General features: G+C 34.4%; 20 protein-coding genes. 11 read left to right on the top strand and 9 right to left on the bottom strand.

Annotated elements, in window-relative coordinates; translation table 11 throughout:
• Window positions 1-3: 3 nt before the first annotated feature.
• Together FVB9532_RS00875 and FVB9532_RS00880 are read right to left on the bottom strand one after the other, a co-directional pair.
• Window positions 4-741 (bottom strand): lysophospholipid acyltransferase family protein, encoded by a 738-nt coding sequence (locus tag FVB9532_RS00875; RefSeq protein ID WP_150543326.1) that lies wholly within the window; start codon window positions 739-741, stop codon window positions 4-6.
• Window positions 742-898: 157 nt separating this feature from the next.
• The gene (locus FVB9532_RS00880) at window positions 899-1309 is read right to left on the bottom strand and encodes a BrxA/BrxB family bacilliredoxin (RefSeq protein WP_150315813.1); all 411 of its coding nucleotides are present in this window, start codon (window positions 1307-1309) and stop codon (window positions 899-901) included.
• Between the two features lie 213 nt (window positions 1310-1522).
• Between FVB9532_RS00880 and FVB9532_RS00885 the strand changes: the two genes are divergently transcribed.
• Window positions 1523-2272 (top strand): TerB family tellurite resistance protein, encoded by a 750-nt coding sequence (locus FVB9532_RS00885; RefSeq protein ID WP_150543327.1) that lies wholly within the window; start codon window positions 1523-1525, stop codon window positions 2270-2272.
• A 179-nt stretch (window positions 2273-2451) separates the two neighbouring features.
• A complete protein-coding gene (locus FVB9532_RS00890) occupies window positions 2452-3207 on the top strand; it encodes a UDP-2,3-diacylglucosamine diphosphatase (protein ID WP_150543328.1) in 756 nt (251 codons plus the stop codon).
• A gap of 104 nt (window positions 3208-3311) precedes the next feature.
• Here FVB9532_RS00890 and FVB9532_RS00895 read toward each other — a convergent pair whose 3' ends face one another.
• The gene (locus tag FVB9532_RS00895; protein ID WP_150543329.1) at window positions 3312-4286 is read right to left on the bottom strand and encodes an ABC transporter ATP-binding protein; all 975 of its coding nucleotides are present in this window, start codon (window positions 4284-4286) and stop codon (window positions 3312-3314) included.
• 84 nt (window positions 4287-4370) lie between these two features.
• On the opposite strand from FVB9532_RS00895, the gene FVB9532_RS00900 reads away from it, so the two are divergent.
• The 5 genes from FVB9532_RS00900 (at window position 4371) to FVB9532_RS00920 (ending at window position 10857) form a co-directional block, all read left to right on the top strand.
• Entirely contained in the window at window positions 4371-5273 is a 903-nt protein-coding gene (locus FVB9532_RS00900) for a M28 family metallopeptidase (protein WP_150543330.1), read from the top strand.
• A gap of 259 nt (window positions 5274-5532) precedes the next feature.
• A complete protein-coding gene (amaB, locus tag FVB9532_RS00905; protein ID WP_150543331.1) occupies window positions 5533-7086 on the top strand; it encodes an L-piperidine-6-carboxylate dehydrogenase in 1554 nt (517 codons plus the stop codon).
• Window positions 7087-7186: 100 nt separating this feature from the next.
• Entirely contained in the window at window positions 7187-8077 is an 891-nt protein-coding gene (locus FVB9532_RS00910) for a helix-turn-helix domain-containing protein (protein WP_150543332.1), read from the top strand.
• Between the two features lie 146 nt (window positions 8078-8223).
• Entirely contained in the window at window positions 8224-9708 is a 1485-nt protein-coding gene (locus FVB9532_RS00915) for an alpha/beta hydrolase-fold protein (RefSeq protein ID WP_150543333.1), read from the top strand.
• A 282-nt stretch (window positions 9709-9990) separates the two neighbouring features.
• Entirely contained in the window at window positions 9991-10857 is an 867-nt protein-coding gene (locus FVB9532_RS00920) for a tetratricopeptide repeat protein (RefSeq protein WP_150543334.1), read from the top strand.
• An 8-nt stretch (window positions 10858-10865) separates the two neighbouring features.
• Here FVB9532_RS00920 and FVB9532_RS00925 read toward each other — a convergent pair whose 3' ends face one another.
• The 4 genes from FVB9532_RS00925 to FVB9532_RS00940 all read right to left on the bottom strand — a co-directional run bounded on the left by FVB9532_RS00925 (window position 10866) and on the right by FVB9532_RS00940 (window position 13412).
• Entirely contained in the window at window positions 10866-11450 is a 585-nt protein-coding gene (locus FVB9532_RS00925) for a PhnA domain-containing protein (protein ID WP_150543335.1), read from the bottom strand.
• A 59-nt stretch (window positions 11451-11509) separates the two neighbouring features.
• The gene (locus FVB9532_RS00930) at window positions 11510-12061 is read right to left on the bottom strand and encodes an autotransporter domain-containing protein (protein WP_150543336.1); all 552 of its coding nucleotides are present in this window, start codon (window positions 12059-12061) and stop codon (window positions 11510-11512) included.
• 13 nt (window positions 12062-12074) lie between these two features.
• Window positions 12075-12803 (bottom strand): metallophosphoesterase family protein, encoded by a 729-nt coding sequence (locus FVB9532_RS00935; RefSeq protein WP_394349642.1) that lies wholly within the window; start codon window positions 12801-12803, stop codon window positions 12075-12077.
• Window positions 12804-12938: 135 nt separating this feature from the next.
• On the bottom strand, window positions 12939-13412 hold the full coding sequence (locus FVB9532_RS00940; RefSeq protein ID WP_150543338.1) for a hypothetical protein: 474 nt from the start codon (window positions 13410-13412) through the stop codon (window positions 12939-12941).
• A 231-nt stretch (window positions 13413-13643) separates the two neighbouring features.
• Between FVB9532_RS00940 and FVB9532_RS00945 the strand changes: the two genes are divergently transcribed.
• Window positions 13644-15608 carry a peptide-N-glycosidase F-related protein gene (locus FVB9532_RS00945; protein ID WP_150543339.1) on the top strand — a complete coding sequence of 655 codons (1965 nt, stop codon included), beginning with the start codon at window positions 13644-13646 and terminating at the stop codon, window positions 15606-15608.
• Between the two features lie 55 nt (window positions 15609-15663).
• Here the strand turns inward: FVB9532_RS00945 and FVB9532_RS00950 are convergent, their stop codons facing one another.
• Together FVB9532_RS00950 and FVB9532_RS00955 are read right to left on the bottom strand one after the other, a co-directional pair.
• Window positions 15664-16797 carry an ATP-binding protein gene (locus tag FVB9532_RS00950; protein WP_150543340.1) on the bottom strand — a complete coding sequence of 378 codons (1134 nt, stop codon included), beginning with the start codon at window positions 16795-16797 and terminating at the stop codon, window positions 15664-15666.
• A gap of 1 nt (window position 16798) precedes the next feature.
• Entirely contained in the window at window positions 16799-17551 is a 753-nt protein-coding gene (locus tag FVB9532_RS00955) for an SDR family NAD(P)-dependent oxidoreductase (protein WP_150543341.1), read from the bottom strand.
• 173 nt (window positions 17552-17724) lie between these two features.
• On the opposite strand from FVB9532_RS00955, the gene FVB9532_RS00960 reads away from it, so the two are divergent.
• From FVB9532_RS00960 to FVB9532_RS00970, 3 genes are all read left to right on the top strand, one after another.
• Window positions 17725-18531: a DUF4382 domain-containing protein gene (locus FVB9532_RS00960; RefSeq protein WP_228482227.1), complete on the top strand. Its 807-nt coding sequence runs from the start codon at window positions 17725-17727 to the stop codon at window positions 18529-18531.
• Window positions 18532-18801: 270 nt separating this feature from the next.
• A complete protein-coding gene (locus tag FVB9532_RS00965) occupies window positions 18802-19803 on the top strand; it encodes an AAA family ATPase (protein WP_150543342.1) in 1002 nt (333 codons plus the stop codon).
• 53 nt (window positions 19804-19856) lie between these two features.
• On the top strand, window positions 19857-20723 hold the full coding sequence (locus FVB9532_RS00970; RefSeq protein ID WP_150543343.1) for a DUF58 domain-containing protein: 867 nt from the start codon (window positions 19857-19859) through the stop codon (window positions 20721-20723).

Consider the following 20723-nt stretch of genomic DNA (forward strand, 5'->3'; position numbering starts at 1 on the left):
AGTTTATTGATTAATAATGTCTTTTATAATTTCTTGTTCTACTTTTTCAATTAGTGTTTCCGTATCAAATTGATGAACCAAAATAGGATCCTGAACGGTAAACTTCACTTTTACTCCTAGCTCTAAAGGAAATGCCCCGTGTTTTACTATTTTCCAAGAATTGTTAATAGTTACCGGCACAATTACTGCTTTAGGGCAAAATTTAAAGAGCATTTTTAGACCGTTAGGTGAAAACTTTCTAGGCATTCCCGTTTTACTACGGGTTCCTTCAGGAAATATTACTGCAGATCTATTAGTATTATTCAAATATTGTGCAAACTTTTTAATTTCCGGCAAAGATTGGCGAGGATTTTTTCTATCTATCAAAATAGAGCCTCCTTTTCTTAGGTTATAAGAAACACTTGGGATACCTCTTCCTAGCTCTTTTTTGCTGATAAATTTGGGGTGTATTTTTCTTAAATACCAGATAATTGGCGGAATATCATAAGGACTTTGATGGTTCGCCACAATAATATGCGGGATTCCTTCCGGTAAATCATGTTTATTTTCAAACTCAATCCTTGTCCCTAAAATATTTAGGCACCTAATTAACCCTAAGTTTAAATAATCTACACTTTTTTTATGAGCCTGGTAGCCAAAAACATTATAACAAACCCATTGAATAGGATGAAAAATGCATAAGGTTAAACCGAAGAATAAGTAATAGATTACTGAAACGGGGTATGAGATAATCTTCTTCATTCAACTTAAAATTGAAAACGCAAAAATAACTTTAAATAGCCATTATTTTCAATATTTGGATTAAAACAAGTATGCGCGCATAATAAATAATCGGAATATTAAATAAAAAAGCCGACTTTACATAAAGCCGGCCAAGCATATTTTAGTTTACTCGTAATTAGCAGTATTGGTTATAAGCACCTCTTAGGTTTTCTGCAATCATTTCAGCAGGTCTTCCTTCAATATGGTGGCGTTCTAACATATGTACTAATTCTCCATCTTTAAACAAAGCCATAGAAGGCGAACTTGGTGGGAAAGGCACCATATGCGCTCTTGCCTTATCGGTAGCTTCTTTATCTACGCCTGCAAAAACCGTTACCAGATGGTCTGGTTTTTTACTGTTGTCTAAAGACATTCTCGCTCCCGGACGCGCATTTGCTGCAGCACAACCACAAACCGAATTTACAACAACTAGTGTTGTTCCTTCCTTTGCAATGGCTTTATCTACCGCTTCCACATTCTGTAATTCTTCAAAACCAACTGCAGTAAGTTCCTCACGCATTGGTTTTACTAAATCTGCTGGATACATATCTGTAATTTTCTGTATTTAAGTTTATAAAATTTTTTCAAAGATACCAAAATCCGTTTGCCCTAAAGGTTTTAACCTCATAGACTTTTTAAAAGTAAAATTGGTAAACTCTATCATAACAGTCGAAAAATTAAAATAAGCATTACAAAGCCACGTTTATAATTCTTATAACTTCCGCAAGCTTTATATATTTGCATTTCAATTTCTATAAGTATGATTAAATGGATAGCAGCAGTAATTGGGTTAATGTATATGCGAATACCCGGTGCTGTTATAGGTTTCTTGGTAGGTAGTTTCATAGAAATGTACCTACGGCAATCAGGAACTATTCAGAAAAATGTTTCTGGAATGTTCAAGGATTCCAAAGAAGTTTCTCCCGGTGATTTTGAGTTAAACCTGCTTTCACTTTCAACAATTATTGTAAAAGCTGATGGACAAATCAACCAAAAAGAACTTGATTACGTCAGAAGTTATTTTGTACAATCTTACGGAAAAGAACGTGCCAACGCCACTTTTAGAACTTTTAACGATGTGATAAAACACCGTCAGGTAGATGCCAGTAGAATTTGTGCATACCTGAATATGCGCACAAGGTACGAGGTGAGATTGCAAATTCTTCACTTTTTGTTTGGTATTGCTCAAGCCGATGGCAATGTTTCTCCCAGCGAACTTAATCAGCTTACTAAAATAGCAGGATATTTACGTCTTTCAATGTCAGATTTTGAAAGTATCAAGGCTATGTTCGCGGTTTCCCGTGCAGATGCTAGTTATGCTTATAAAATTCTAGAAATTGAAAAAGCCGCTAGCGAAGCCGAAATTAAAAAGGCTTACCGGAAAATGGTTAAAAAATACCATCCCGATAAACTTCAACATATGGATGAAGCCTATCAAAAAGGAGCTCGCGAAAAATTTAATAAAGTACAAGAAGCTTACGAGCATATACAAAAAGAGCGTGGTTTTTAAGTAGGGCGTTGCCTAGCGGCCGGGCTTTCGGCAGTCGCTTTTTTGTTTTTCATTTAGGGCGTGTCTGTCGTAGGAAGGCGGAGTCGAGACACAAAACAAAAAGAGCTCCAACAGAGCCTCCATCCCTAACGCAAATCAATCTTTAGAAAATAAGTATATTTATCCCCATAAAATCAAGTATGCAAATCCCAGTAGCAAAAAAGGTTTACTTCTCCAGCGATAATCATTTAGGAGCTCCAACCAACGAAGCCAGCAAACCCCGTGAGCTGAAATTTGTAAAATGGTTGGATGAGGTAAAAGAAGATGCCGCTGCTATATTTCTATTGGGAGATTTATTCGATTTTTGGTTTGAATATAAACACGTGGTTCCCAAAGGATTTGTACGTGTTTTAGGAAAATTGGCAGAAATTCGTGATAGTGGCATTCCCGTTTACTTCTTTGTTGGCAATCATGACCTCTGGATGAATGATTATTTTGAAAAAGAATTAGATATTCCAGTTTACCACCGTCCTAAGGAATTTAGCTTCAACAATAAAAAATTTCTCATCGGTCATGGTGACGGATTAGGGCCTGGAGATAAAGGTTACAAGCGGATGAAAAAAGTATTTACCAATCCGTTTTCCCAATGGCTATACCGTTGGCTGCACCCTGATCTGGGCGTTCCTTTGGCGAAGCATCTTTCTGTAAAAAACAAACTCATTTCCGGTGATGAGGATGCCAAGTTTTTGGGCGAAGAAAATGAATGGCTTGTGCAATATGCCAAACGCAAATTAGAAACACAACACTACGATTATTTTATTTTTGGGCATCGCCATTTACCAATGAGTATTAACGTAGGAGAAAATTCAACCTATCATAATCTAGGCGACTGGATTAATTACTATACCTATGGTGTTTTTGATGGGGAAACTTTTGAGCTAAAAGAATATAAATAAATCACTTCGAGTAGTTGTTGGTGTAATTTTCGATAAATAAATTTTCCAGCAAGGTCTTTCTCGACCTTGTAGGTCTTTTTAGTCTAGGTGACTTATGAAAAATACTATTCCACCAACCTTTTTTTCAATAATTCTTTAGGAAGGCATAACTGTACTTTTTCCTTTTCTTTTATAGCATGACTTTCTAAAAAGAAAATCGATTCCCCTTGCTTAAGTTGGGCTTTAATAAAATGATTGGTACCGTTAAAGTAGCTCTGAATAACAGTAGCTGATAACTGACCTTTTTCATCAATTTTAATTTCCGAAGGGTAAATGAGGAAATATCCTGTAGAGGAAAATCCTTCGAAATATTTTGCTGAAATCTGATTGACTTCCTGAAAAAGCGAAGCTATATAGAAGCTTTTCGGTTCATTAAAAAGTTGCTCCGGACTTGCATTGGCTAGAATTTTTCCTTCTTTCATCACCAGAGCTTGATCGGCAAAGCCCAACATATCTGTACTGTCGTGTGTGGCAAAAATACAGGTGATTTGCTGTTTCTTTAAATAATTAAAAAGATTTCTGCGGAGCTTATTTTTTCGGAAGTTATCAATAAAATTAAAAGGTTCGTCCAATAAAAGAAGTTCCGGTTCTTTTGCTAACACCTGAGCTAAAGCCACCCGCTGTTTTTGTCCGCCACTTAAGTTTTTCACTTTAGTGTCCGCAAAAGAAGTCATATCAATTACCTCTAATAATTCCTCAGTTCGCTGCTGACTCCATTGGGCTTCTTGCCGACTCAAAAACTTTTTGATGTTTTCAGATACTGTTGTGTAAGGCATCAGGTGATCTTCCTGTGCCAAATACTTCATCTTATCATGTCCAGGAACTAAGTTGAAGGCGGGTCCCAAAACTTGCTCCCCGTTCCAGAAAACTTTCCCTTCATCTAAATCCAATAACCCATAGATGGCTTTGAGCAGCGTACTTTTTCCGCAGCCACTTTCTCCAATAATACAAGTATGTGCACCCCGATTAACAGAAAAGCTAATATTTTTTAAGGTGTTTTTATGTTGATAGGCAAAAGTTACTTCTTGGACGTCGAGCATTAATAAAACTAATTTTCTTCAAAGATAATCCATAAAGTTGGCAATGGACTTCAATTTGTATATTTGAAATAAATACTCGTATCAATGAAATCTCTTCTCTTTTTCTTTCTCCTTATTTTAAGTTCAACGGTTTTTGCACAAGAAGAAATTACCGAGCAAGAATTAAAAAAACATATTGAATTTTTGACGGCAGATGAATTAAAAGGTCGTTATCCCGGAACATCGGAAAACGATAGTGTGGTAAATTATTTGGTCAATGATTTTAGAAAAAATCAAATCTCTGTTTTAATACAGGAGTTTGAAGCCTTAATGCGAAAAGATAGCTCAAAAGCGAAAACGTATAATGTGCTGGGCTTAATACAGGGACAAGATTCTATTCTAAAAAATGAAGTGCTGGTATTGGGAGCACATTACGATCATTTAGGGATGAAAGGGGATAGTATTTATCATGGAGCAGATGACAACGCGAGCGGAATTGCTGCTTTATTGGAAATTGCTGAAAAAATAAAAGCACATCAACAAGACCTAAAAAGAAGCGTGATTTTTATAGCTTTTGGAGCAGAAGAACAAGGATTGTTGGGGAGTCAATTTTTTGTGGAAAACCCGATTGTTCCTATTGAGCAAATCAAATTGATGGTGAACATGGATATGGTGGGACATTTAAATAAAGAAAAACATGTATATATGGGAGGTGCAGGAACTTTTCCAAATGGAGTGGAACTCATGGAAAGTTTAGGCGAACCCAATCAAGTAACTCCGATTGTGCACGCTGGTTCAGTAGGTGGTTCTGATCATGTCTCGTTTTATCAAAAAGGAATTTCGGTTTTAGGAATCCATACCGGAGGTCACGATCATTATCACCAACCTACCGACACGATTGAACACCTTAACCTTCCCGGGGAAGTAAAAGTCGCTAACTATATTTATCAAGCCTTGATGGAAATCGCAAGCTCGGAACGGGAACTAAAGTTTATTAAGCAGGATTAGTATTTTAGAAAACTATATATTGCCTAAGCTCTTCATCGATTTTACTCGATATTACAGGAATAAAAAATTAAAGGTTAGATGATAACAAAAAAATAATTCTATTTTAAAAAAATTGATTTTTTAGTTTAACAATAACTTTTAGTGTTATCTAGCTAATTTCGGATTTAAATTTTTAATTTTAGGCGAAATTTAAAGAATTTTTAATTTTGCCAGTAAAAACAAAGCAATAATTACCAATAAACTAAAATTTAAAACAAAAATGAGTCAAATCGCAAAAGATTTTGGAATTGATAAAGCCTTAGAAGAATTAGGGCTACAAGAAATAAATAATGGAACTTCTACTGGAAAAGATTTTTTCTCTAATGGAGAAATTATCGAATCTTACTCTCCGGTAGATGGAGCATTGATAGGAAAAGTAAAAGCAACTACGGCAGATGATTACGAGAAAGTAATTACTACTGCTACGGAAGGTTTCAAAGAATGGAGAAGAATGCCGGCACCACAGCGTGGTGAAATCGTTAGAAAATTTAATGACGAATTGCGTCGCTTAAAAGCCCCATTAGGAAAATTGGTTTCTTATGAAATGGGAAAATCTTACCAAGAAGGTCTAGGGGAAGTTCAAGAAATGATTGATATCTGTGATTTCGCAGTAGGTCTTTCCCGACAATTGCACGGATTAACTATGCATTCAGAACGTCCCGGACACAGAATGTATGAACAATATCATCCATTAGGTGTGGTGGGAATTATTTCTGCTTTTAACTTTCCAGTAGCGGTTTGGTCTTGGAATACTGCTTTAGCTTGGGTTTGTGGTGATGCTTGTATCTGGAAAGGTTCAGAGAAAACTCCACTTACTTCTGTAGCTTGTCAAAACATTGCGGCACGTGTATTTTCTGAAAATGGAGTGCCAGAAGGAATTTCTTGTTTGATCACAGGAAATTATACGGTAGGAGAAATGATGACCAAAGATGAGCGAATTCCGCTAATTTCAGCAACCGGTTCAACCAGAATGGGGAAAACTGTTGCCAAAGAAGTAGCCGGTCGTTTAGGAAAAACTTTATTGGAGCTTGGCGGAAATAACGCCATTATTGTTACTCCAGATGCGAATATTAAAAATACGGTAATCGGTGCTGTTTTTGGTGCGGTAGGAACTTGTGGACAACGTTGTACTTCTACACGTCGATTAATCGTTCACGAAGATATATATGATAAAGTAAAAGATGCGGTTGTTGATGCTTATCAACAAATTAAGATTGGTAACCCATTAGATGAAAACAATCACGTTGGACCGCTTATCGATAAAGATGCCGTTAAGAATTACCAAAACGCTTTAGAAAAAGTAGTTGAAGAAGGAGGAAAAGTATTAGTTGAAGGAGGCATTTTAGAAGGTGAAGGCTATGAAAGCGGTTGTTATGTAAAACCAGCAATTGCTGAAGCTGAAAATCATTTTGAAATCGTGCAACACGAGACTTTTGCTCCGGTATTATACATTATGAAGTATAAAGGCGATGTTGGCAATGCATTGGATTTACAAAACGGCGTTCGCCAAGGACTTTCTTCAGCCATTATGACCAATAATTTACGAGAAGCAGAGCGTTTCTTATCGGTAGAAGGTTCAGATTGTGGAATTGCCAATGTGAATATTGGAACTTCCGGAGCTGAAATTGGTGGTGCTTTTGGAGGTGAAAAAGAAACCGGTGGCGGTCGTGAAAGTGGTTCTGATGCTTGGAAAATCTATATGCGTAGACAAACCAATACCATCAATTATACTACTGAATTGCCGTTAGCGCAGGGTATTAAATTTGATTTGTAAAATCTCAATCAATAGAGTAAAGATTTTCAAATATAAATATCTACAAGGGTCTTGAAATCCTTGTAGGAAATCATCTAAACCTCACAGCTTGTAAAAATCTGTGAGGTTTTTTAATTTGGCTATATTTGTACTTCTTATGTTTGTTGGAGTTATGGCTAAAGCTACTTTTTTCACTTGTAAACCTTCAACAAAACTTCAACCATACATTTCCTATTATTATTTTCATCAATCTGATGATGAAGATTTTCAGCAATCGTTCACTTATTATCCGCATTATAAAAATGCCCTTACCATATATAAAAATGTGGATTATAATATTTTGCCAGATTTTTCTGTTGAGGTTTCTTCAGCTAAGAAAGATTCTTTGAAACTTATTTATTCTAAAGTGTATCAGAATTTAGGACGGGTGAACTTAAATGGAAAGTTTTCAAAAATCGGAGTGGCTTTTCAAGCCTTAGGAATACAACATTTTATAAGCAAAAACTATAGTGAAGTTTTTCCAGAACCTATCAATTTAATTAACCCGTTCGGAGCTGAATTTGGTCAAGTTTTAAATCGTGTATTTTTAACTGCATCTATTTCAGAAAAAGCGAATTTGTTAGATAAATTTTTTCAACAACAATACCTTGGTTTTGAAGAAGAAAGAATGATTGGAGCTGTGAATAAAATTATAGAAAGCAAAGGTGTGATTTCTGTTTCAGCACTGGCTTCAAGTTTAAATTTTCATCGTAAAACTTTACTTCGATTATTTCAAAAGCATCTCGATTGCTCGGTTGAAGAATATCGGAAATTAGTCCGATTTCGATTTGCATTAGAGAAAATCAAACAAAGCAGTGATGTAAATCTTACTGCAATTTCTGCCGATTATTACTATGATCAATCAGATTTTATTAAGCAATTTAAAAAGCTTACGCAATTATCCCCCAAAAAGTTTATGACTGCTGTAACTAAACTGGGCGACGAAGATACTTTTTGGAATTTTAATGGCTAGGTGTCCCAATACTACAATTTTTTAAAACCAGCTACTTCTATTTTTGTTGAAAAGTAATCTGATGAGTTCTTGTTCTAGTTACAAGCTTTATTGAGGATATGAAAATAATGTAACTATTTAAATATCAACTCTTATTTGTTGTAAATATGAAAAACCTTATTCACATATTATTATTTGTTTTAACAGCTAATTTCTCGTTTTCACAAATAACAAAAACTGAAAAAATTTTTTCTAACGTCATTCATGATTCAATAAAATTATCAATATATCTTCCTGAAAATTGGAATGAAAATAAAAAATATCCAGTAATATACGATTTTGAAATGTTGAGCATTACTGATATGAATTCTAAAATTTTTTCAGATAATATTTTAGTTTATAGTAAATATTTACGACTTATTCCACAAACTATTTTGGTGTCTATTGATCTGAAAAATGGAGATGAATTAGGTTATTCTTATCAATCTGCAACAATAAACGAAAAGGGGGAAAAGTTTTTATCAGCAATAAACGAAAATGTTTTTCCATTTATAGAAAGTAATTATAATGCAACATCTGGATTCAGAGGTTATTTTGGTCACTCATATGGTGCAAGCTTTGGTAATTATCTTTTTTTAAATAAACCCTCTTTTTTCAATTCATATATTTTAATTGCTCCAGAGCAATTGGACGAGTCCAATCCTCAATTTGAAATTAATAGAGGTTTAATAAATTTTTATAACAACAGGTATACAACTTATTATGTAGCTGGAGGAGGAAAAGATATGGAAAGAAGACAAAATTACGTGAGAGGTATCTCCCAGGAGATAAAGAAATTGGGCACAGACAAATTCAACTTCGAATCGAAAATCTTCTCTAATGCTAATCATTTAACGATAATTCCTAAGTCTATTCCAGATGCTCTAGAAAAAACCTTTGAATTATTTTATTCATTCAAAAATATAGATTTTGAAAGTATTGAAAATTCAATTGAATATTTCAATAAAATAAATTCAAAGCTTAACGATAATTTTGAAATTTCTATAGAGAAAAATAATTCCAATTCGGTTTTTTTTATGCAATTAGCCGTGGCTAAACAGGATTCTTCAGCATTAGAATTTTTCGCAAATTACTTTCTTTCAGAAAATAGTAGAGGTCTTGATTACTACAATTTTGCATATAGCTTTAATACAATTAACGCTAAGAAAAAAGCAATAGACTATTTTCAAAAAGCAATTCAACGAGCAAAAAGAGATGAAAAAGAAAAACATTCATCACAAAATGCTATTGATATTTATCAATCATATCGTTCTATCGCTTTAAATGTGTATGATGATAATCCAACAATGGCATTGATGAGTTTAAACGAAGCATATGAGGATATTCATGATATTCGATTGAAATATTTTATGGGAAAAATAGGTATTCAAAATAATATGAAACTTAAAGAAAGTGTAGAGTATTTGAAAGATTATATAGATGACGGGAATAACAATGACCTGTGGGGTTATGTAAGTGATGATGCGTATTACCAGTTGGGTAAAGGTTACAAACTTTTTAATAAAAAGGAAAAATCAAAAAAAGCTTTTCAGAAATCTTTAGAATACAATCCAGAAAACGAATCTGCAAGAAAAGCGCTAAACGAGTTATAAATACTACTGCTTGTATTTTTATTCTGCTTTTCACCATAAGTTGTTTAGCTACTGCGCAAAACTATGAGGAAAAGTTCCATTTAGCCGATAGTTTGTTGTACGATCAAAAAAGTTATTATGATAGAAAGTTGATGATAACTAATTTCGAGAAACATTACGATCGTAAAGCAATTTGGGTAGAAGAGACAAAGATTGAATTATAAACGTTTTCTTCTCTTGAAATATTTTGCAACACTTGATTATTCTGATCGTATTTTAATTACACCATTAAAACCTAAAAAGATGAATAAAATTTACATCAGCTTAATTTTACTATTAACAATGATTAGTAGTGGTTTTGCGCAAACCAATCCGGAATTACAAAAAATGGCAGATGCCGATCAACAGGATCGATTTTCTGGGGAAAATTGGGATACGGTTATGAAAAACGATAGTATCCGATTAGCAAAAGCCACAAAGCTTTTTAAAGAGGGCGAATTAAATACAGCAAAAGATTATTATAATGCTGGGATTATTTTTCAGCACGGTAACGATACCATCGCATCAAAAATGGCAGTAGAAAGTTTTAAAACAGCGATTGAAATGGATTCTACTCTCAACCGATGGTGGTATGCCGCAGCGGTAGATCGTGATTTGATGAGACGAGGAGAACCGCAAATTTACGGTACACAATATATTGTCGATGGTTCAGGAAAACAAAAACAGTATAAGATGGATACTACCCAAGTCACCGATAAGGAAAGAACTTACTACCAAGTACCTACTTTAGCTCAACAAAAAGAGAATGAAAAAATGTTTGATTTAAAGAGTATAGGCTCTTTTTATGTTGAAACCAATTCTATTGAGAAAACCATTGATTTAATTAAAAGTGAATTCAAAAAAGGGAAAGAAAGTGATTACTATATAACAGAAAAAGGAATCAATGATTTCGGTTATCAATTAATGTGGAAAAATAAATTAGAGGAGTCTTTAAAAGTTTTAAAATTGAATACAGAATTATATCCTAAAGCCGCTAACACTTGGGATAGTTACGGCGAAATCTTGTTGAAGTTGGACCAAAAAGAAGCCGCCATAAAAGCCTATAAAAAATCTTTAGCATTAGACCCAAATAACGAAAATGCGATAAATATAATTGCAGAACATAAGTAGCCTTTTGGCTACTTTGTTTTCTTAACGTATTGGGTAAGAATAACGATATGCTGGCCATCTACACGTCCTTCAATTTGCTCAGCATTATCGTGTACTAAAGAAATTCTATGCACGGGCGCACCACGCTTCGCCGTAAAATTAGCTCCTTTTACATCTAAATCTTTAATAAGTACCACCGAGTCGCCATTGGCAAGAATATTTCCGTTGCTGTCTTTATGAACGATCTTTTCCGCTTCATCTTCTGTTTCTACACCATCTTTTGCCCAAGTCAAAGCTTCTTCATCCAGGTACATCATTTCCAGTAAATCCTGTGGCCAGCCTTCGCCTCTTAAACGGTTAAGCATTCTCCAGGCTACAATTTGCACCGGTAAATGTTCACTCCACATACTGTCATTTAAACATCGCCAATGGTTGGGGTCTACTTTTTCGGGATCTTCAATTTGTTCAAGACAAGTTTTAGAAATTAATATTGAGTTTTCTAAACTGGCTTCTGAAGTTGGAGGTACTTGATATACTAATAAATCTTCTTGAGAACCAGATAGTTCACATTTATTACCACTACGCTTCATTAATTGTTGTTCAAGTACGCTCATTGTATGAATTTTTTTTGCAAAAATAAATTTTTATATAAAATAGAGCGACAAAAAATTAATTAAAACCGATAGCCTACCTGAAATCCTGCGTTAAACTCAATAGCAGAAAAACGTTCTTTTACTTCTTCGCTAAAATTGCGGGCAATATTTACAAAAGGGCCTAAAACGAATTTGTTCCCAAAATTCCATTTGTAACCTGCTCCCAAGCCCACCATAAAAGTATCCATATCGGTTTCTACGTTTACAGTTTGACCTTCAAAGGTTCTATCTTGTGAAAAATCCCCAAAGCGGTATTTTACAAATGGATTGGCATAAATTCCTGATCCAGCATTTTCTTGATTGAAATAATAATTGTAACCCAATTTAATACTGTTTGTGTTAAATTCTCTGGAACCGCTTTCACTATGGTAGTTAATACGATCGTTGATAAGTCCAATAATTTCTATCGATTGGTTAAAACCTATAAAGCGTTCGTAGCCAACCTCTACGGAAGCAATGGCGATGGTATTGGCAATATTGAGTTTTACTTCGTTTTTCGGGAATTCTTCTTGTTGCGCTTTTACTAGAGAGCTAATTAAAAGTAAGCTGAATAAAAAGTATGCTTTTTTCATGATTTGGTGTTTTTTAATTTCTACCTGATTCGTTAGGGTAAAGTTGATGAACGGGGTCACTTTGTATGATTTCTTTTGTCTCAACATTTAACATCGTAAGTGGCCCTTTAAAAGCTGCACCGGTATCTACATTCCAAATATTGGCGGCATTTACCGGTTGCGTTTTATTGATTCGGGTTACGGGAGTGTGACCAATAAAGATTTCATGGAATAGTTTTAATCTTTTGGGATAAAACAAGTCGTCGGGGTTTAAGCTCTTATCTAGCGCAAGGGCCATTTCCCAAAGCGTTCTGTCCCAATAAACCATATAAGGTTCATATTCATTTTGTGGGCCGTGCATATTGGCAAAGCCTGCATGGACAAAAAGGTTATTATTCTGGTCTATGTAATAATTTTCAAGGCTGCTAAAGAAATTTTTATGGGCTTCTATTTCAGCTTTGTTCAATTTAGCATAAGAATCTTTACTGGATTGTCCACCGTGCTGTAACCAGTTTTCGTTTTGTTCATCTGTTTTTAGCCAGTGATGAACCAAATCGTCATGATTGCCACGAATAAAAATACAATTGTGAGTTTGTGCAAGATCCATAAGAAATGTGATGACGTTGGCAGAATCGCTCCACCCGTCAACATAATCCCCTAAAAATATCAATTGGTCTTGCGGGGTAACTTTCGCTCTATCTAAAACTTGTTGTAAAGCTTTAAGTCCACCGTGAATATCTCCTATTGCAAATCTTCTCATCAAGGGTAAAATTACAACTTCCAAGCTTAGTTTGCTCGGAAGTGTTTTAGATTAACAAAGATTTAAATTTATTCTATAATAAATTTTCGGACAATAGTCTTCTTGTTTGCAGTTTAAACTTTTAAAAAATACACTCCTTTAGATAAGTTGAATATGTTTATGTTTTTTAGAATTTAAACTTTGAACTTTCTGTTCTAGTATAGAATACACTTCAATCTTGTTGGCGGAGAAATCATTCTCTAAGAAAATGACATCACTCGCAGGATTGGGATGAATAGAGAATTTTGTATTCACGTATTTCTTATTCGATAAATAAAAATTGGTAAGGTTGCAGTTGTCATCTACTTCTGCAGTCCAACTTTTTTTAGATTGACATCCAGAAAAACAATCGTTAGAATATAAGGTAAAAATAAAATTGTTATCGTTTACTTCGATGTCAGCGATTTCTACGTCCCAGCCTTCTACTTCGTAATCAACTCCAGAATAGTTGAATCCATCATCCATGTCAATCTTTGCCTCCACATTATCGATATCGTTTATGGTAGAAAAGTCATCTATAAGAGAAAGTACGTTTAAAATATCTGATGAGGTTAAAGTAAAAAAATATAACATGTATTTAGATTCATAGAATTGGTTATTGAGAAATTATAACAGTTTTAGATTACTGATATTCATTTTTAAAACAACCATTTTTTTAGTAGATAAAATTTTTTTAACCGTTTTTCATACTAATTTTTGAATAAAAGCTTAGAAAGCAGTTAAGGTGCTGATCTTGTTTTGTTTTTGGTCAAATAGTGGTATATTGCAAAAAAATTAACAATTTAAATGGTTAACCCTTAAATTATGAGGAAAATTACTTTTTTATTTTTTACATTATTGATCTGTACGTTATCTAATGCGCAGAACACTTCGTATGTAACAACAGATCAGGTGAATTTAAATTACTATGGAGATTTTGATTCTTCGGTAACTTTCCCTGATGGAACAGATTCTTATCGTGAAATATTATTAACCTGTAAATTGGGTCAGTATGATTGTCCTTCTGAAGAACAATATTGTCATGAGTGGGATTATACGGTGAAAATTGAATTGTTGACTGAGGATGGATCAATAGAATTGGGACGTTTTATAACACCATTTGCTACTTCAGGTTGGCCTAGATTTGGTAGTGACTGGGAACAGCCTTATGTTTTTGATGTTACAGATTTTTACCCATTACTTCAAGGTGATCAAGATATTCGTATACATTATTCAGGGTATTCAGGTGGTTTTACAGCAGAATTAGAGTTTGCTTTTGTTGAGGGAATCCCACCTCATAATGTAGTAGGTATTGAGCAGGCTTATCAAGTAGAGCATACTTATGGGGATAGTAATGACCCATATAATGATTACTTGTCTACATTTACGGGTAATGCTCCGCAAGGTACAGAAAGAGCTAGAATGAAAGTTATAATTACTGGTCATGGAAATGACGATAATGGATGTTGTGAATTTGCAAATCATTATTATAACGTATTATTGAATAATTCAACAATTGCAGAACAGGAAATTTGGAGAAGTGATTGCGGAGAAAATGACCTTTATCCTCAAGGGGGAACTTGGATTTATAATCGTAGTAACTGGTGTCCAGGTTTAGAGGTATCTCCCATTTATCATGATTTGTCAAATATTTCTGCCGGAGATAGTTTCAATTTAGATGTTGAATTTGAAAATTATAATGGAAGCGGAAGCTTAGGAAGTTACGATTATAATGGAATTGTATTTTATTATGGTGAAACGAATAGTTCTATAGATGCAGAAGTTTCCGCGATTATAGCACCTAGCAATGACCCTCATTATTTCCGTGATAATCCATCTGGAAGTATACCAAAAATAGAAGTAAGAAATACTGGTGAAGAGCCAATTACAGCAATTAATTTTAGCTATGGCGTTCAAGATTCTATTCAACAAAATTTTGCTTGGACGGGAAATATACTTCCTTTAGAAAAAGAAGTGATAGAATTTCCGAATTTGACAACCTTAACGAACATTTCTATAGAGCAATTAGAAGGTTTACAGCAATTTAACGTTGAAATTTTAACGGTGAATGGGCAAACAGATGGTAATTCTGAAAATAACTTAAAAAGCAGTGAGTTTGAAACGGCTCCAAATTGGCCATCCAATTTAGTTGCAAGATTACAAACAAGCAATTTAGGGGCAAATGGTTATTTAGACCAAAGCCCAACAGATGTTTCTTGGGAAATTACAGATATGGATGGAAATGTTATCGCTAGCAGAACTAATGCAGATGTCAGTACTTTATATAATGATGAAGTAGAGATTACAGAGCCGGGATTCTATAAGTTAAAACTAAATGCACTGTTTTGTTATGGTCTTAATTGGTGGGTATTAGGAAATTATCCCGAATATCAAGCAGGATACTTTAGAATGACAGATCAAAATGACACGAACTTACCATTGAATAATTATACGTATAGCGGAACTCCTCACGATGATTGGGGGTGTTCATATACGCAGTATTTTAGTGTTGGGGAAGAAACTTTAGAAATAGAAAAACAAGAGTTGATGACTTTTAATATTTATCCAAACCCAGCCAAAAATTTTATTAATGTTAACTTCCCTGAAAATTTAGGAGAAGCTTATAAAATTGAATTAGTGGACATTCATGGAAGAAAAGTTTATGAATCTTCAACTCAAACACAAAATAACGAAATACCTGTTGCTCAGCTTGCAAATGGTTTGTATGTTTTAGTATTGAAAAATGAAAGCGGAGCAAAACGAATAGAGAAAGTAATGATTTCTCATTAATTTAAATAGCATTTAATACATAAAAAGCTTCAAGTGATACCTACTTGAAGCTTTTTTAATTATACCTTACTTTTCTTAATATTCTCAAATTATCCTTTAATCGTTGATAAGCAATGGGATATTTTTTTAGCAATAATTTTGCCTGATCAAGCTTTTCGTAGGCATCTTCAATACCATTTAGATAACACAATAACAAAGTGTCGGGCAAACGTTTGATATCTTTTTCTTCATGGGGTAGTAAGTTCAGGTTTTTGGATAATTTATCGATTAATGCTGAATTACTGTTATAAATATGATATAAGGTTTTCTTCGGGAATTGAGGTGCTTCAAATAAAATTTTACTTTCAATCTCGTAACTCATATTATTTTTAAACCTTATTTTTACTTCTTCTAGCGGATAATATTGATAACTTTCATACAGTCCTAGATACACATATTCAATAATCTTGAATTCATCGGGGGCAAAAAAAATACTGATTTCATCTAAATCTGAATAAAATAACTTTACCTGCTCATTAATCAATTCAATATTTACCCTACTGTAGTATTTTTGATCCTTAACAACTTTTTCTTTTCCTGCCCAACAGACCACAAAATATTCTTGAAACACTTTATAGGAAGGGTTGTAATCTCTGTTTTTGCGCATAAAATCGAAAACACCATCGAGTGTGTACTCGATGGTGTTTTGCGAATGACTTTCTATAGAAGCTACAATTTGAGAGTTTCTATCGGTTAAATCTATTCCGAAATCTTTTGGCATGCTTATACTCCCATCTCTAAAAAAGACAGCACCTCCGTAATATTTCCAGATATTTTTCCGCAGGCTGCAAACCTTACCTTGGTTTGCCCGGATAATCACTAGACCAACTACCTTATCATTAGGTAAGTGCGGAAAAAGGATGTTTTCGTAAGTGATGTTGGGCGGATTGGTGAGATAGGCATTTACCAAATTCTGAATTTTACTATCATCAAAAAAATCGACTCCCACAATACTATTGTCTCGGTCTTCCACACCAACTACAATGTAACTGTTGTTAAATGAATTGCTATTAGAAAGTGCACAAACATGTTTTAAAAATTTTGCTTTCCCTTCTTTATCACCCAAATTCAACTTACGCTTTTTGTCATAAAAACTGTTCTCATCGTTATGAGCCAATAGATTTTTTATGAGCAAGCGCTTGTTAATCATATTAGTTTTTATCTACGATAGTGGAGGAAGCTTGCGAAGTGCACATGACAATTAAGTCGGCAATATTTACATGGTAAGGTCGGGTAACAACAAACCTGATGATATCAGCAACATCTTCAGGTTGTAGAGGTTCAAAACCTTGATAAACTTTGGAAGCTTTTTCGCTATCTCCTTTAAACCTTACTTCACTAAATTCAGTTTCTACCATTCCAGGATTAATCGCACCAACCCTTATTCCCGTGCCGTTAAGGTCAATTCGCATTCCTTGGTTAATTGCATTAACGGCATGTTTACTAGCGCAGTACACATTTCCATTAGGATAAACTTCTTTTCCGGCAGTAGAACCGATATTGATAATATGTCCGCTACCGCGTTTTACCATCTGTGGAATAATTTGCTTGCTCACATAGAGTAAGCCTTTTACGTTAATATCAATCATCGCATCCCAATCATCAATACTTCCATCTTGAATAGGATCTAACCCGTGCGCGTTTCCGGCATTATTAATTAGGATATCAATTTGCTTAAATTCTTCCGGTAACGAAGCAATTGCTTGTTTCACTTCATCTCTATTTCTAATATCAAAACTTAGCGTATAAACTTTTACATTACTGGAAAGTTCATTTTTCAATTCATCCAAACGCTGTTTTCTTCTTCCACAGAGAATTAAATTCATATTTTCTTTTGCCAGTTCAATGGCTGTGGCTTTTCCTATTCCACTCGTTGCTCCCGTTATAAAGGCTGTTTTGCTCATTAAAATTTACTTTTTGTTTAAAAGTAATTCAATTTAAATATTATAAAAAAGGAATTGGTTATTTATCTGAAATTCTTTAAGTAATTGTTAACCTATTCGTTAAAGAGCGTTAATATTGATTGTTGAATAGAAACCATCATCTAAAATAGCGGAAAATTTTAAAAAGCAATTAGATGAAAAAAATGAATTTAAAATCGATTTTAGCCCTATTTATGGGAGTTGTATTATTTGCTTCTTGTAGCGATGATGATGATAACAACGATAATTCTGCAGAAGCAACTTCGAGAATGTCTGTAAAATTAGTTGATGCTCCAGGTGATTATGATGCGGTGAATATTGATGTGCAAGATGTAGTGATAAAATACGAAGGTGATGAAACCGAATACCATGTAGGTGAAGTGGATGCAGGTATTTACGATTTATTAGAACTTACCGGAGGGCAAAGTGCTAATCTAGCTATTAATGAAGAGATCCCAGCAGGAGATATTTCTCAAATTAGATTGGTATTAGGGACAGAAAATACAGTTGTAATTGATGGTGAAACCATGAATTTACAAACCCCAAGTGCTCAACAATCAGGTTTAAAAATCAATTTGAATGAAACCTTAGAAGAGGGAATTTTATATGAATATGTTTTAGACTTTGATGTCGAAGCATCGATTGTAGAGCAAGGAAATGGAGGTTATTTATTAAAACCGGTAATTAGAGCTAGTAAATTAGCTGTATCAGGAATTATTTCAGGAACTGTAATTCCTAGTGCTACGCAAACTTTAGTAACTGCAACAAGTGCAGATGGTAATGTAGTAGTTTCTACATATACCGATACCAATGGTAATTATACATTATATGGATTGCCAGAAGGTTCTTATACCTTAACTTTCACCCCTGAAATAAGCCTTGGTTTAGAGGTTCAGGTGCTTGAAGGTATTGATGTAGATATTGAACAGACTACTGCGGTGGAAGTGGTGACTTTTCAATAGTACACAATAAACACATAAAAGCTTAGTTATAAAGGGTGAGGAAATTATTTTTTCTCACTCTTTTTTATTTTTCTTTAAAAAAATTGCAACACTCGATTCTTCATGAAGTCTTTTGAACAAAAGACTTAAAAATTGCTTGATTTTAACAATTCAGTTATCTTTGATGCTTTTGGCATTTTTAACCCAATATTAACAATATTGAATGAATATTTTTGAACTTTGCCAAGTCTTAGAAAGAGAATAGAAAGAATTTAACTTTAGTTATAAATTATGGAAGAAAACACATCCGTAGATATTGCAGGTTTAAATGAAAAAATACAACGAGAGAGTTCGTTTGTAGATTTGTTAACCAATGAGATGAACAAAGTAATCGTCGGTCAAAAACACATGGTCGAGCGGTTGTTAATTGGGCTATTGGGGCAAGGACATATTTTGTTGGAAGGTGTTCCCGGTTTGGCAAAAACCTTGGCGATTAATACTCTTTCCAAAGCTGTTAAAGGAAGTTTTAGCAGGATTCAGTTTACGCCAGATTTACTTCCTGCCGATGTAGTAGGGACGATGATTTATAATATGAAGGTGAATGACTTCAGCATCAAAAAAGGTCCCATTTTTGCCAATTTTGTACTAGCAGATGAGATTAACCGTGCGCCGGCCAAAGTACAATCGGCTTTGCTGGAAGCGATGCAAGAAAAACAAGTAACCATTGGGGAGCAAACCTTTGTGTTAGACAAACCTTTCTTGGTTATGGCTACACAAAACCCAGTAGAACAAGAAGGAACCTATCCGTTGCCTGAAGCGCAAGTTGACCGTTTTATGCTAAAAACTGTGATTGACTATCCTAAGATTGAAGAAGAACAATTAGTCGTAAGAGCTAACTTAAAAGGTTCTTTTGAGAAGGTAAATCCGGTAGTCTCATTAGAGCAAATATTGACCGCTCAACAAGCGGTGCGTGAAGTCTATATGGATGAAAAAATTGAAAAATATATTCTTGATATCATTTTTGCTACACGTTACCCGGAGAGGTATAAATTAGAATCTCTAAAACCATTAATATCTTTTGGAGCTTCACCAAGGGGTAGTATTAACTTAGCAACGGCGGCTAAATGTTATGCCTTTATCAAAAGAAGAGGTTATGTGATTCCTGAAGATGTAAGAGCCGTAGTACTCGATATTTTACGCCACAGGATTGGTATTACCTATGAAGCGGAAGCTGAAAATATTACTTCAGAAGATATCGTAGGTAAAATTGTTAATGAAATTGAAGTACCATAGAATAGAGGAAGCTGGTTGAATTTTTTCAGTTTAATCTAATCTGATGCGGAATAATGAACACGAAAGAACTCCTTAAAAAAGTAAGAAAAATAGAAATTAAAACACGTCGGTTAAGCAATCACGTGTTTGGTGGCGAATATCATTCTACCTTTAAAGGTCGCGGGATGACCTTTAGTGAAGTGCGTCAATACCAATTTGGGGACGATGTACGAAGCATCGACTGGAATGTAACAGCACGTTATAACGAGCCTTTTGTAAAAGTGTTTGAAGAAGAACGTGAACTCACCATGATGTTGATAGCCGATGTTTCCGGCTCTGAGTTTTTTGGTTCTACCGAAACCTTCAAAAAAGATATCATCACTGAAATCGCTGCAACCTTAGCTTTTTCAGCAACCCAGAATAATGACAAAATAGGTTTGTTGCTGTTTTCAGATGAGGTGGAGTTGTATATTCCTCCTAAAAAGGGACGTTCTCACGTCTTAAGGATTATTCGGGAATTATTGGAATTTCAGCCTAAAAACAAGCAAACAGACCTTGCTAAAGCATTAAAATTTCTTCAGAATATGATGAAGAAAAAAGCGATCGTGTTTATTCTTTCAGATTTTCTAACCGATGATTATCAGCACACGCTCAAAATTATGGGTAATAAACATGATGTTACCGGTATTCGGGTTTACGATAAAAGGGAAGAAGAAATGCCTAATGTGGGAATGGTGCAAATGCAAGATGAAGAAACCGGTGAACTTATTTGGGTAAATACCTGTTCTAAATCAGTTAGAACAGGTTATGCCAAATATTTTAGGGACCGCGCAGATTATTTCCAGTCCAGTTTTAGGCTCAGCGGTTCAGGAAGTATCAACACTAGAACCGATGAAAGTTACGTGAAAAAATTGTTGGGCTATTTTAAACAAAGAGGTTAA

The sequence above is a fragment of the Mesonia oceanica genome (genome assembly GCF_902499555.1).
Classification (GTDB): Bacteria; Bacteroidota; Bacteroidia; order Flavobacteriales; family Flavobacteriaceae; genus Mesonia; species Mesonia oceanica.

Excerpts from the sequence above, each read along its gene's own strand:
- FVB9532_RS00875 (WP_150543326.1), bottom strand. The coding sequence starts at position 741 with ATGAAGAAGATTATCTCATACCCCGTTTCAGTAATCTATTACTTATTC.
- FVB9532_RS00880 (WP_150315813.1), bottom strand. The coding sequence starts at position 1,309 with ATGTATCCAGCAGATTTAGTAAAACCAATGCGTGAGGAACTTACTGCA.
- FVB9532_RS00885 (WP_150543327.1), top strand. The coding sequence starts at position 1,523 with ATGATTAAATGGATAGCAGCAGTAATTGGGTTAATGTATATGCGAATA.
- FVB9532_RS00890 (WP_150543328.1), top strand. The coding sequence starts at position 2,452 with ATGCAAATCCCAGTAGCAAAAAAGGTTTACTTCTCCAGCGATAATCAT.
- FVB9532_RS00895 (WP_150543329.1), bottom strand. The coding sequence starts at position 4,286 with ATGCTCGACGTCCAAGAAGTAACTTTTGCCTATCAACATAAAAACACC.
- FVB9532_RS00900 (WP_150543330.1), top strand. The coding sequence starts at position 4,371 with ATGAAATCTCTTCTCTTTTTCTTTCTCCTTATTTTAAGTTCAACGGTT.
- amaB (WP_150543331.1), top strand. The coding sequence starts at position 5,533 with ATGAGTCAAATCGCAAAAGATTTTGGAATTGATAAAGCCTTAGAAGAA.
- FVB9532_RS00915 (WP_150543333.1), top strand. The coding sequence starts at position 8,224 with ATGAAAAACCTTATTCACATATTATTATTTGTTTTAACAGCTAATTTC.
- FVB9532_RS00920 (WP_150543334.1), top strand. The coding sequence starts at position 9,991 with ATGAATAAAATTTACATCAGCTTAATTTTACTATTAACAATGATTAGT.
- FVB9532_RS00925 (WP_150543335.1), bottom strand. The coding sequence starts at position 11,450 with ATGAGCGTACTTGAACAACAATTAATGAAGCGTAGTGGTAATAAATGT.
- FVB9532_RS00930 (WP_150543336.1), bottom strand. The coding sequence starts at position 12,061 with ATGAAAAAAGCATACTTTTTATTCAGCTTACTTTTAATTAGCTCTCTA.
- FVB9532_RS00940 (WP_150543338.1), bottom strand. The coding sequence starts at position 13,412 with ATGTTATATTTTTTTACTTTAACCTCATCAGATATTTTAAACGTACTT.
- FVB9532_RS00945 (WP_150543339.1), top strand. The coding sequence starts at position 13,644 with ATGAGGAAAATTACTTTTTTATTTTTTACATTATTGATCTGTACGTTA.
- FVB9532_RS00950 (WP_150543340.1), bottom strand. The coding sequence starts at position 16,797 with ATGATTAACAAGCGCTTGCTCATAAAAAATCTATTGGCTCATAACGAT.
- FVB9532_RS00955 (WP_150543341.1), bottom strand. The coding sequence starts at position 17,551 with ATGAGCAAAACAGCCTTTATAACGGGAGCAACGAGTGGAATAGGAAAA.
- FVB9532_RS00960 (WP_228482227.1), top strand. The coding sequence starts at position 17,725 with ATGAAAAAAATGAATTTAAAATCGATTTTAGCCCTATTTATGGGAGTT.
- FVB9532_RS00965 (WP_150543342.1), top strand. The coding sequence starts at position 18,802 with ATGGAAGAAAACACATCCGTAGATATTGCAGGTTTAAATGAAAAAATA.
- FVB9532_RS00970 (WP_150543343.1), top strand. The coding sequence starts at position 19,857 with ATGAACACGAAAGAACTCCTTAAAAAAGTAAGAAAAATAGAAATTAAA.